The organism is Sutterella wadsworthensis (genome assembly GCF_003315195.1).
Taxonomy (GTDB): domain Bacteria; phylum Pseudomonadota; class Gammaproteobacteria; order Burkholderiales; family Burkholderiaceae_F; genus Sutterella; species Sutterella wadsworthensis.
In genome coordinates, this window is the sequence record NZ_QNRV01000025.1 from 1 (window position 1) to 12,488 (window position 12,488).

General features: G+C 58.7%; 9 protein-coding genes. 8 read left to right on the plus strand and 1 reads right to left on the minus strand.

Features of this window, described 5'->3' with window-relative positions; translation table 11 throughout:
- Nucleotides 1–251: 251 nt before the first annotated feature.
- The gene (locus DES29_RS09445) at nt 252–905 is read right to left on the minus strand and encodes a heme-binding beta-barrel domain-containing protein (RefSeq protein WP_005429730.1); all 654 of its coding nucleotides are present in this window, start codon (nt 903–905) and stop codon (nt 252–254) included.
- A 365-nt stretch (nt 906–1,270) separates the two neighbouring features.
- On the opposite strand from DES29_RS09445, the gene DES29_RS09450 reads away from it, so the two are divergent.
- From DES29_RS09450 to DES29_RS09485, 8 genes are all read left to right on the plus strand, one after another.
- Complete coding sequence (locus DES29_RS09450; protein WP_016474734.1) at nt 1,271–2,695, plus strand: TolC family protein; 1,425 nt, start codon at nt 1,271–1,273, stop codon at nt 2,693–2,695.
- An 89-nt stretch (nt 2,696–2,784) separates the two neighbouring features.
- Nucleotides 2,785–3,840 (plus strand): HlyD family secretion protein, encoded by a 1,056-nt coding sequence (locus DES29_RS09455; RefSeq protein WP_236578904.1) that lies wholly within the window; start codon nt 2,785–2,787, stop codon nt 3,838–3,840.
- A gap of 16 nt (nt 3,841–3,856) precedes the next feature.
- On the plus strand, nt 3,857–6,277 hold the full coding sequence (locus DES29_RS09460; RefSeq protein ID WP_113854803.1) for an ABC transporter permease: 2,421 nt from the start codon (nt 3,857–3,859) through the stop codon (nt 6,275–6,277).
- Complete coding sequence (locus DES29_RS09465; protein ID WP_016474737.1) at nt 6,267–7,094, plus strand: TatD family hydrolase; 828 nt, start codon at nt 6,267–6,269, stop codon at nt 7,092–7,094. The genes DES29_RS09460 and DES29_RS09465 overlap by 11 nt, the downstream gene beginning before the upstream one ends.
- Before the next feature lie 265 nt (nt 7,095–7,359).
- Nucleotides 7,360–8,301, plus strand: a complete 942-nt coding sequence (locus DES29_RS09470) for a LysR family transcriptional regulator (RefSeq protein WP_016474738.1) — start codon at nt 7,360–7,362, stop codon at nt 8,299–8,301.
- Nucleotides 8,302–8,438: 137 nt separating this feature from the next.
- On the plus strand, nt 8,439–9,218 hold the full coding sequence (locus tag DES29_RS09475) for an ankyrin repeat domain-containing protein (RefSeq protein ID WP_016474739.1): 780 nt from the start codon (nt 8,439–8,441) through the stop codon (nt 9,216–9,218).
- On the plus strand, nt 9,215–11,413 hold the full coding sequence (locus tag DES29_RS09480) for a peptidase U32 family protein (protein WP_113854804.1): 2,199 nt from the start codon (nt 9,215–9,217) through the stop codon (nt 11,411–11,413). The genes DES29_RS09475 and DES29_RS09480 overlap by 4 nt, the downstream gene beginning before the upstream one ends.
- 77 nt (nt 11,414–11,490) lie before the next feature.
- The gene (locus tag DES29_RS09485) at nt 11,491–12,324 is read left to right on the plus strand and encodes a DUF1266 domain-containing protein (protein WP_021995870.1); all 834 of its coding nucleotides are present in this window, start codon (nt 11,491–11,493) and stop codon (nt 12,322–12,324) included.
- The last annotated feature ends 164 nt before the right edge of the window (nt 12,325–12,488 follow it).

The window sequence follows — 12,488 nt, forward strand, 5'->3', positions numbered from 1 at the left end:
GGTTGCCGCCTACGCCTACGAGCACGGTCTTGCTCAGAATGAACGTCCGGCTGATCTTGAAAAGGCTGTCGACGAATTCATGTATCGTCCGTAATCCGTTGAACGGGCCTGAGGCCGAAATGACATCGGCCTCAGACCATCACTTTATCCTCTGAGCGCAGAAAACCCGCAGAAATCACTCTGCGGGTTTTCTCTTTTTCGATCAGCTCTTCACTGAAAGCTTAGGAAGCGTACGACCGCTTCCGAATCGATTATTTGGGATTGCGGTTGCACAGACCCTCTTCCACCATCATCGGATTGGGACGAGGCGCTGCAATCATTTTGAGCGTGTTCTTGTCGGTGTGATGGAACTCTTTGGGAACGCCCGGAATCACCAGCACCGTATCCTCTTCGTAAGAGATCGTGCCGTCATCGTTGAAAGTGAAGGTCACGTCCCACGATGTCGTCTGGAAATTCTTTTCCAGGAACGGATTCGAACAAATACCGTTCACCGTGGAACCGCGTTCGGCGCGCAGATGGATCTGCTTGTCGCCGGGCTTGGCGGTCCCTTCGGCCATCGCTACTTGGGCGCGAGGAATAGCAAGCGTCATGTAAATCTTGCCGGAAGCGGGTTCATAGAGAATGTAGCCCACCTGATCATGAAATGCGGTGAGTTCGCCCGGCTTCGTGACGGCAACGTGATAACGCAGACCGTAGAGCTGCTGCGGACCGCTGTTTTGCGGATCAAGCAGTTCAAAGGTCAGCGTTTCGACAAAGGGTTCGCTTTCCGTGCCTTCAGCTACGGGATGCGTATCCACGCCCTGATCGCCGTACCAGGTGCCTGCAAGCGGCGCCAAAGGGCCGAGATTGGCGAGGGTATCGGGGTCCGCCGGATTCTCGGTATAAATATCTTTAGAGTACTGCATGGAGTACCTTCCTTTTTGTAGTTCGTTGTCGGAGAGCCGTCCGACGTCACGTTGCCCGTGCCTTCAGTCCGCCTCTCACAGCCGGTCATAGTAGCACCGACTCGACGGTGCCTCGGCTCAACTCCGTAACGTCATGCAACCGAGCCGTCTTCACTCATCAGACACTGCTGCCGCTCTTCGATCTATTTGGGTGTTCATCGCCGCTGATCATTCCAAACAAGCGCTTTTTTGGCTGCTGACATCAAACGTGTGTATGGCCGCACCGCCTAAAGCTAGTATCATGCGGCACACTCACTGCTATACGGATTACCTAACTCACGTCCGTGCCGCTTCCCTTTCTTCACTACCGCCTAGAGATCTGCGCCATGCTGCCCGCATTTCGTTCTTCCGCCTTACATGTTCTGCTCATATCTTCTGCGCTCACCTGCACCGGCGTATTGGCTGCGCCCGCAGGCAGCGCCGATGCCATGAGCTTTTCACAGGCTCGGCAGCAGTTCCATGAGCGTGCAGACGTCTTTCGCGCAGATGCCGCTGATGTAGAGCGCGCTCGCCATGCGGCTGACAGCGCCAAAGCGCTTTCCGGCCCCAAGGTGGATCTCGTGGCGATGCAGGTTGAAGGACGTAAGGACATCGAACTCAACCTCGACATTCCCCAACCCATAAGCGGCATGTTGCACAAAAACGTGCTTTCCTACAGCACCGAATACGACCTGAGCGGCCCGCGGGCGATGATTTCAGCCAACTGGCCGATCTATACGGGCGGGCTCATTACGGCGCAGCAAAACCTCCTCGAGCACAAGGTTCGCGAGGCATCAGCCGCACAGACCTCGCGGCTTGAAACAAAGGATGCTGAACTCGCCGCCCGTTATTGGGGCGTGCAGCTCGCGCGCTCCGTTGAGGACCTTCGCCGGGAGATGCTTTCCGACGAAGAAGAAGAAGTGCAGCGCGCCAAGCGCTTTGAAGTCAAGGGCATGATTTCAAAGATCGAACGCATGTCGGTGGAAGTCTCCCGCGATGCGGCGCGCCGTGAACTCATCGCCGCCGAAACCAACGCGCGCGTGGCCGAATCTGAACTCATGCGGTCGCTGCGGCTCAATAAACTCCCCGAGCTTGCAACACCCCTCTTTATTCTGAAGGGCGACCTCGGCACACTCGACGACTGGCAGTCCCGTGCTCGGCTCAATTCGCCCGTTTTGATGCAGATTGACGCCAAACGCAGTCAGGCAGAAGAAGGTGTCCGCGCAGCCGAAGCGGCCTTCCATCCGCAAGTCTTTGCTTTCGGCATGAAGAATCTCGTCAAGCACTACCTCACGGTTGTGGAGCCCGACTGGATGGTCGGCATCGGCGTGAAATTCACGCTCTGGGACAATCGCGATCGTTTTTCCAACATCGCTGCGTCTCGCTCTCAAGTGACGCAGGCGGAAGCCGCCCGTGCTGAAGCGGACAATTCGCTCGCACAGGCGATTGAAGCCGCTTTCCTGCGCACCACTCAGGCACGAGAGGAATTTGAGCTCACCACCTCGACGATGTCGCTGGCTGCAGAAAACCTGCGGCTGCGCGAAGCGAGCTTTGCCGAAGGCCTTTCAACCGCAATCGATCTGCGCGAAGCCCGCACGCAGCTCGTGGGCGCAGAAATTGCTCAGCGTGCGGCCGCCTACAAGTTTGTCGTCTCTTGGGCCATGCTTCACGCCACTGCAGGCGTCATGCCCGACTTTGAAGCAACGCTCGGCCGCTCTGACTTTGTGAATGCCCAGCAGATGCACAAAACCCAAGCGTCTGCGAAGCGCTGATCAAACGATCCTTTTTTTCTGGATGCGGCCGTCCCTGAAAAATGAGGCCGCCGCAGCCCTCCCTTATTCAGAATCTTTCACCTCTCGCCATGACTACATCGCAGCAGCCTGCCGCGCCGGCACCCAAGCATGACTCCCGTCCTTCAGCATCATCGATCCTTCCAGCAGTTTTCGGCGGAGCGGTGCTCGTGGGCGCCTTCGTGTTCATCGGCTGGGGTATTTGGCAGGCCATGCACCCGGCTCCCGTTCCGCTTCAGGGGCTGATGGATGCGACCACCGTCTCCGTCGCCGCCAAGGTGCCCGGCCGTCTGGCTGCCGTAACGGTCAAGGAAGGCGACCAGGTTGCAGCCGGCGACGCGGTGGCTCGTCTCACGCTGCCCGAAATTGAAGCCAAGGTTGCCCAGGCCAAGGCGCTTCACGAAGCCGCTGCCGCCAAAGCTGACATGGCTCAGGAAGGCGCGCGAACCGAAGAGCTCGATGCGGCGCGGGCGGACCTCGCCCGGGCACGCGCGGGCGAACATCTTGCCCGCGTCACCAACACCCGCGTTGCCGCGCTTTTTAAGGATGGTCTCGTAAGCACGCAAAAGCGCGATGAAGCCGCAGCTCAGTTGAAAGCGTCGAGCGAACTCGCTGCCGCGGCGGCCGCCAAAGTGACGGCGCTTGAAAATGGTGCCCGCCGGCAGGAAAAGACGGCCGCGGAAGCTCTGGCCGCTCAGGCCGCCGGCGGCGTTGCTGAAGCCTCGTCGCTTGCCGGCGAAGCGGAAGTCCGCACCCCGGCTTCAGGTGAAGTCACCCGCGTTGTGATGCATGCGGGAGAAGTGGTTCCTGCTGGCTTTCCCGTCGTGCTGGTGACCGATCTGGCCGACAGCTGGGCGGTCTTCAATATTCGTGAGGATGAACTGAAAAATATCCGAGTCGGCACCATTCTGAAGGCCAACATACCGGCGCTCGGCGCCGACATGGATTTTTCGGTCTATTGGATCAATCCGCGCGGCACTTATGCCACCTGGCGTGCAACGCGTCAGTCTTCGGGCTACGACCTGCGCACCTTTGAAGTGCGCGCCAGACCGAGCGCCCCCAACCCCGATCTTCGTCCCGGCATGACGGTCATCATCGACCGCAGTCAGCTTGACAAACTTCAGTAACCTCAAGGCGCTTGCCATGACTGCTTGGTTCCGGCATGTTGCTGCCGCCGCTCGGCTTGAAATTCAGCAGGTGCTCACACACCCTGTGGAATGGCTTACGGCCATCCTGGCGCCGCTCTTCTGGTGCGCAGTGCTCTGGTTTGCCTTCAACGCCGGAACACTGTCAGGGCTGCCCGTCGCACTCGTTGACCTTGATCAGTCGGCGGCCTCCCGCAGTGTTGCTCAAGCCCTTGACGCCCTGCCGTCGATCAAGCTCGAGCAATTCGAAAATTCGCTTTCGGCCGATCGTGCGCTGAAGAATTCCAAAGTCTTCGCCGTCGTGACGATCCCTCAGGATTTTGAGACTGACCGCCGCCGCGGGGCGGGCGCTCCAGTCTCCATCGACCTCAATAAGAGCTGGTACGCCGTCGGCACGCTTCTGGAGGTGGATTTCAAGACCGCGCTATCCACGCTGGCCATCGGACATGCGGCGGTGAACGCGACTACGCAGGGCGGCACTTTCGCTGAGAACAGCCGTCATCTGCGCATCACGACGCCGGACGTCTACTTTTTAGGCAATCCCGCATTCAATTTCGTCGCGTATCTGCTGCCCACCTTTATTCCCGGCGTCTTGGCGCTCGGAGCGCTTCTCGCCTTCATTTCAATGCTTTCGCGAGAGTGGCGCGCTGGCGGCATCCGCAGATTCATGAAACTGACGCAGGGTTCGGGCTCAGCCGTATTGGCGGGGAAGCTCCTTCCCTGGGTCATCGTTTTTTGCACGGCTTCCTCCGTATGGGTAGCGGCCTTTGCCGGCGCAGCCGGCTGGGGCGCAGAAGGGCCGATCATTTTCTGGCTCACCGCTTCTTGGCTCCTCATACTGGCAATGGCCGGGCTCGCCGCGCTGGTTGTTTCAATTGCACCCACCTGGGTCATTGCACTCTCTGCCGGCATCTGCCTTATCGCGCCGACCTTTCCGTTCACCGGTTTTTCCTTCCCTCTTGACTCGATGACGCCCGGCGCGCAGCTTTTTGGGTCGCTGCTGCCGCTCACACATTACCTGCAGGCACAGGCGCAGATATGGGTGCTCGGCAGCCCCTTGAGCGCCATTGCGCAGACGCAGCTTACCCTTGCAGCCTTCCCCATTATTCTCTTTGCGGCTGCCGGACCGCTCTTTGCGCGCCGAATGCGGCGCTTAAAGAAAACCGAGCAGATGAGCTCCAATCTGACCGCGGCGCTCGAGAAGTCCCTCGAGGCGCACCCCGCGGCCTCTGGCCAGCGAACCGGATTCTGGAAGAGTTTTGCCTTGACAGTGCGAAGCGCCTTCCTTTCGCGCGACACCATCGCGATCTTCGGCGGCGCTGTAGCCTTCTATCTCGTGTTCTACGGCTGGCCCTACAGCACTCAGCAGATCGAAAATGTACCTGTAGAGATCGTGGACCTTGACGGATCTTCGGCGTCGCGCCGACTGATTGAAGCCATTGACGCAGCGCCGGCCGCGGCGATCCTAAGCGTATCGAGCGACCCGGGTCCGGCAATGGAGACCTTCCGCAGCAAGGGACAAACCGTCGTGGTAACGATTCCGCACGGCTATGCCGAGCATCTCGCCCGAGGCGAAAACACTACCCTCCATATTTTGGGCAGCGCTGCATATCCCGTGAAGACTCGCGCTATTCAGGCTGCCGTATCTGCCGCAGCAGCCGACGCAGAACTCAAAATCGATCAGGCCTCGTCGCAGACGCCGGGCATTCCGCCCGCCTCGCTCTTGGCATCGGCCAATACTGCGCCGCAGATGCAGTTCCAGTACCGCTTCAACGAAATTTCGGGCTACGGCAACTACACCGTGCCGGCTGTCGGCCCGATTATCCTTCAGGCCGTTATGCTCATGGGCATCGGTATGTCGCTCGGCGGCTGGCTCTGGCGTCATCCGCGGCGCAAATTTGTGTGCGATGCCGTCGACCGCCCCTGGAACGAAGGCCTCGGCATAGCCTTCGGACTTTGGATGATTGCTTTTGGCTGGTTCCTCTACATGGAAGGCTTCGGCTTCTGGTTTGGCCAATACGGCGCGATGGCAACACCCTGGGGTGTTATTCTGACCGGGGCGTGCTATGCCGCAGCCGTCGTCGGTTTCGGCTTCATGATTGTTACACTCATCCGTTCGAACTGCTGGACAGCGCCAGTTACCGTGGTCATGTCAGCCCCCGCACTCTTCATCTCCGGCGCAGTATGGCCAACGGCCAACCTTCATCCTGCCGTTGCCGCCCTTGCAGAACTGATTCCGTCAACTCACGCCATCCGTGCCTCCGTTGCCGCGGCTCAGGACGGAGCGCTCTTTGCCGATATTCTTCCGCACTGCCTGTTCCTCTTGGTGCTCTCAGTCGTATATGGTCTCTTTGGGCTCCTCAATCTGAAGGTCATTCCCGAGAATCCGCGCGAACTGGCTGCCAACGATGTCGTTTGACTTCCTTGCAACACTCATGACGCCTTTCATTGATTCGCACTGTCACCTTACCGATCCCGCATTTGCGCAAGATCTCGACGCGGTTATCGGCCGCATGAAAAATGCCGGCATGACGGCGGCTGTGACGATCGGCTGCGAAGACCGGGATATCGAACCGCTTCGCGCACTGCTGGATCGTTTCCCCGGCTTTCTCTTCGGCGCCTGGGCAGTTCATCCGGAATATCCGGATGCCCGCGAAGCCGATGCGGATGAAATCGCCGAACGTGCTTCAGAACCCGGCATGGTAGCGGTCGGTGAAACCGGGCTCGATTTTTATTGGTGCAAGGAACCCTTGGACTGGCAGCGCGATCGCTTTCGCCGTCACATTGAAGCTGCACGCCGCGCTCAAAAACCGCTTATCGTCCATGCCCGTGATGCTGAAGCCGCGGCGCTCGACATTCTCAAAAGCGAAGATGCCGGCGAAGTCGGCTTTGTAATGCACTGCTTCTGCGGAACACTTGAAACCGCTCGAGGCGTTGTCAACGCGGGCGGACATGTCAGTTTTACGGGGAACCTAACTTTCAAGAAGAATGCCGAGCTGCGCGCCATTGCCGCAGCCCTTCCGCTCGAGAGACTCATGATCGAAACCGATGCCCCCTACATGGCACCGGTGCCCTATCGCGGAAAGCGCTGTGAACCCTGGCACAGCATGGAAGTCGCCCGCGCCATTGCCCTCGCAAAGCACTTGGAGTTTGACGAAGTGCTCGCGCAGACCTGCTGCAATACGGTGAAGTTTTTCGGGCTGCCGGAAGCGGTTCTTTCATCTGCTCCGCAGTGAAATTGAGCGTGAACCGCTCTTTGAGGACGATGCGAACGCGCCTCGGCATGGCAATACTCGTGATGCGATGACCTGACCTCCAAGCATCGGCCGCAGCAGTACGACGCTATAAACGGGCAGTTAATTGCCAGAATTGTCTTGGCCGCTTTGCCTTAGCATTCAAGGAAGATTTGGAGTCTTTTCCAGAGCTTGTGATGAAATCTGGGCCTCCATTTCTTTCGGGATGTCTTTCTGACCGCCAAACAGCACTTTTCGGAGCGCCTTGATGAACCTGCGTCAACTCAAAGCCTTCCAAGCCGTCTGTCGAACCGGCAGCATTACGCGCGCCTCGGAACTCATTCATCTCTCTCAGCCTGCACTCACGCGTCAGATTCAGGACCTCGAGTCCTTTTGCGGATGCAAGCTTTTCGAGCGTACTCGCCACGGCATTGTTCTCACCGATGAAGGCGAACTGTTCCAAGTCCGTGCGGAAGAAATGCTTTCGCTTGCCGAGCGCACGCAGCGCGAACTCAAAGAAGCCGGCGGCTTCACCGGCGGCATCGTCCGGATCGGCTGCGTTGAATCTTCTGCTGCGCAGGAACTTTCACAGCTCCTCGCGAAGTGGCAGCAATCAACACCCGGCGTCAGGAAAGCGGAATTTGAGCTTTATTGCGCCGATGGCGACGATATTCGCAGCAGTCTCGATGAAGAGCGTCTGGACGTCGGCATTCTGCTTGAACCTGTCGAGACTGCCAAATACGATTCCTTGCCGCTCTCTTCAGTGGACCGATGGGGTGTCGTGGTTCGCAGTGATTCCCCAGAAGCCCAGCTTCCCGCGCTCACGCAAGATGAACTTGTGAAACTTCCGCTCATTCTGCCTCGGCGGCATATCGTCATCGATACACTGCATCAATGGTTTAACGGCGGGCCGGAACCACTCAAAATTGCGGGCTACCACAACCTTATGACAAACGCGCTCACACTGGTGAAAGCAGGACTGGGCAATTTGCTCTGCGTTGAAGGCTCATGGACCATTCGTGAAACACCCGGCTTTGTCTTCATCCCCGTTTCGCCCGTTCGGCTGGCTCGGCACCGGCTCGTGCGAAAGAAAAACCGTCTGCTTTCACGCACTGCGGAAAGTTTCTGGGCCTATGCTGCGGACCACTGGCGATCCGAAGAATCAGATACGCAGCTGTCGCCGAAGATGTCGGACAGCCAAAATCATTAAAGGATTTCGTTTGGCCAAACCGCCGCTCAAGTGAGCGGCTACCAGTCTTAACAGAAACCTGGAATCCCAATGACCAAGCGTCATCCGGTTCTAGTGTTATCCTTTGGGACGTTTTCTATCGTGAATCCGTCTGCGCTATGGCTCTTCGACAATTCGCCGCCACGCTTCTGTGCGGCTCGCTCCTTCTGGCTTCTTCGGCTTCTTCCCTTTTTACGGAGCCCGTTCTTGCGGCATCCGCAGCCGGCAGTTCCGGCCTTGGATGGGACGATATCGCCTCCAAGAATGAAGCGGAAAACCCTTTGACTTCGGCTCAGCTTGAGACCATCCGTCAGGCTGTCCGCAGCGCAAATACGAGAACATTGAAGCAGCTCCTGCAAAAGGGACTGTCACCCAACTTCCGCATGGAAAACGGTGACACGGGCTTTACTTATGCCGTTCGAGCGGAGAACTACGACGTCGCCGAAGCGCTTTTAAAGAGCGGCAGACTCAATGTCAACGACCTCAATAAGTTCGGCGAAACCCCGCTGATGCTCGCTGTTTTCAAGGGGCAGGATGAGCTCTTTGATGAGCTTATCGCTGCCGGAGCCGATCCTCAGCGCGGCGGCAACTGGACGCCGCTGCACTATGCCGCTACGGAAGGCCGCACGGAATTCATTGAACGGCTGCTGAAGGCGGGAGCCTCTGCGAATATCCAGACGTCGTCGGGGGTAACGCCGCTGATCATGGCGGCAAGAAAACCCTCCCGGGCTGCCGTCACGATGCTTTTGAAGGCGGGCGCCTATCGTGACTACTGTACGGATACCGGTCAGTCGCCGGCAGACTTTGCCCGCCGCGCAGGCGATAAAGAACTCGCCGAGTATCTGGCCATTCCGAAATGTGCCGTGAAGGGCCGCATCGCACAGGGAGCGGCCAAGTGACCCTTCACGCCGGCATCTGGACTGCTCCGGCGCCGACTGCGCTCGAGCTGCTTGCGCCTGCTCGCGACGCCGATGCCGGCATAGCCGCCATCGATCACGGCGCCGATGCGGTTTATATCGGCGGTCCGGCTTTTGGCGCTCGGGCAGCGGCAGGCAATTCACTCGACGATATTGCCCGACTGACCGCTTATGCCCACCGCTTCAACGCTCGGGTATTTCTTGCGCTCAACACGCTCTTTACGAATGAGGAGCTCCCGCTTGCGCGCAAACTAGCCTTCGAGCTCGCCGATGCCGGCGCTGACGTTCTCATTCTTCAAGACATGGGACTGCTCGAAGGCCCGCTTCCCGACATTGAACTGCATGCCTCAACGCAGTGTGACATTCGAACGCCCGAAAAAGCAGCGTTTCTTGAATCCGTCGGGTTCTCTCAGCTCGTGCTCGCGCGCGAACTTTCGCTCCCGGAAATTGCCGCCGTCCGCGCCAAGCTTCAGCACGCCCGCATTGAATTCTTCGTGCATGGGGCTCTCTGCGTGAGCTATTCGGGTCAATGCTGGATGAGTCAGGCGCTTACCGGGCGGTCGGCCAACCGCGGCGAATGCTCTCAGCTCTGCCGTCTGCCCTACGATGTTTATACCGAAGCCGGCACCGAGCTCGCCAAATCCAAGCACGTGCTCTCGCTCAAGGACAACGATCAGAGTGCGAATCTGGAAGCTTTGATCGATGCGGGCGTTTCCTCCTTCAAAATCGAAGGACGGCTTAAAGGTGCGGCTTACGTGAAAAACGTCACGGCGTTCTACCGCCGCAAGCTCGACGAAATCATTGCCCGCCGCCCGGAACTCTCCCGCACGTCGCAGGGCGACTCCGTCTTCACGTTTGAGCCCGCCCCCGAGAAAGTTTTCAACCGCGGGCAGACGGACTATTTCGTGCACGGCCGCCAATACGACCAGCCTTACGAGCTCGCCGAACTTGAAAGTCCTAAGCATGCGGGCGAACCCGCTGCAGTGGTCGAAGAGGTGCTGCCCGGGTGCATCATCGTCAAAAGCCTCCCAGGCGTCACCTTCGCCAACGGCGACGGTCTCACGTACCTGGCCGACGATGAAGAAATTCGAGGCATTGCGGTCAATCGTGCGGAACCCATCCTCAATAAGGCCGGCAAGCCCATCCCCCATCTGTGGATGCTCCATACGCTCGAACGGCGCCGCATGGACGGCCTGCGTCCGGGCTTAGTATTGAAACGCAATCGAGATCATGCTTTTCTGCGCATGATGGAAGGCAAAACGGCCGAACGCAAAATCCCCATTGATCTCATCTTTACGACGCACGAAGACGGCCTGGATCTGGTCGCCTCGGACGGCGTCCGATGCGCCGCTGCAAGTGTTGCACTCGACCTGCAGACGCCCTCGGATTTGGTCAAAAACCGCGCCAATCTGCGCGCGCAGCTCTCACGTTTGGGCGATACGCCCTTTGCGGCCGCCAACATATTCATTCCAGAAGATCTGGATGTGTTTGTGCCGGCAAGCGTTGCCAATCAGCTGCGTCGCGCCGCTGCAGACGACCTGCTAGCGCTTCGGGAAGCGGAACGCGAAAAACCCCGCCGAGCTCCCTGGGATGATGCTTCGCCTTACCCCGAACGTATTCTGGGCTTCAAAGCCAATACTGCCAACGATCGGGCTGCAGCCTTTTATGCTGTTCACGGCGCTCGGGTAACCATGCCGGCCTTTGAAATCAAACCGGCGCCCAAAGCCGACCTGATGACCTGCCGGCACTGCGTGCGCGCTTCCCTGAAGCTTTGTCCCAAAATGCTCAAGGCGTTCCCCGAAATCCTTCAGACCACGGCCCGAGCGCTGCTTCGGCCTGAACCGCTCGTTCTGGTCAACTCGGCCGGCGAACGCTTTAAGGCGTATTTCCACTGCAAGGCCAATCCCTGCGAAATGACCATCACGCCCGAAGGCGACTTCGTTCGCGCCCGTGCGCCCCGAACGATGATAAAGACCGCTCCCCCCGCCGAAGCGGCCGGCCGCAGCGCAGACACACATCCTGACGAACGCCGCCGCAGCTCGGAGAAAAGGAGCGCCAGCAAGCGAAGCTTGCCTGAAAAGCGTTTTACCCGCGACAATCAGTCGTCAAGACGTTCAGGCGCTTTCGCCAAGTTTGACAACAAACACCGCAAGAGCGGACGCACGCGCGGACGATGATCGCTCTGACTTCTCCGTTTGCCCGCCGAAATCATCGCTCCCAAGCGCTTTATTTTCCTGCCTTGAGACTCTGAGACATGCAGTTTGAAGAAGAAACGCTCGAAATTCTCGAACCCAATGCAGCCATGTCGCCCATTCTCAAGGCGCTGGATGCCGCCCTTGCCGCGCATACCGGTCCGGATCCGCAGCCCCCGCGGGAATTTGCTTGGGAAGAGATCCCGTTTGCTGAAGTTGCGCGCACGGCCGCGGCATTTCCGCTGCTTTTTGAAGGCTGGGCCGAAGGCGCTATTCCCGCAACCGAATATTCCGCGGGCGATCTGCTGCATGAATTGTCCTCGGACCTTGACATCATGAGCGCCGAGGATCTGCACGAGCGGTTCTTGCTTTTGGTGGAAGGATCTCGCGCAAGCGCAGATTTCCGCCGCATCATGGCTGCATCGTCAGTGAAGCACCTCGTGCGCAACGAAGCCGGTCTCGGCTGGAGCGGCTTTGAAGTGGTGCCTAAAAATACTGAACTCCTCGAGCGCATGCGCCGCAAGCGGATGGCGGCTGACCATTTCCGCGGCAAACTCGACTGGACGGCGCTTCGCGGCTGGGATCTGGCGCTCGGTGCAGCGCTGATCACCAAAGCTCAGGCTGCGGATATGCTCACCGACGAAGAAGCGCTTGACTATTTCCGCCGAATCGCCGGAGAGCTGCTTTTACGCATGACTTCCCGACAAGCGCTCGCCCGCGCAATGCTGCTCGGCACCTTCTGGACAACGCTCGAAGTGGGCGAACAGCAGGCTGCCGAAGGACTCCGGCAGGCCGAGCAGGCGCTCGACTCGCTGCTCTCGCCCGAAGGCGTTTGGGGGAGAACGCCGTGGGTGCAGCAAAAAACGGATGCCGATCCGCCGACAGTTTACGTATAAGGCGCACAAGCCCTATCGCCTTTTTGGTCCTGTAATCGCGTAAAGACACATTCAAACTTTGAGGCGTCCCCAGACTCCTCATTAAGAGATACCTACAACGGATTAGACTGTGCGGGTTCATCACAAATCTAAAGCGTCCAAGGCTTGCCCTCGCGAAGCACTTG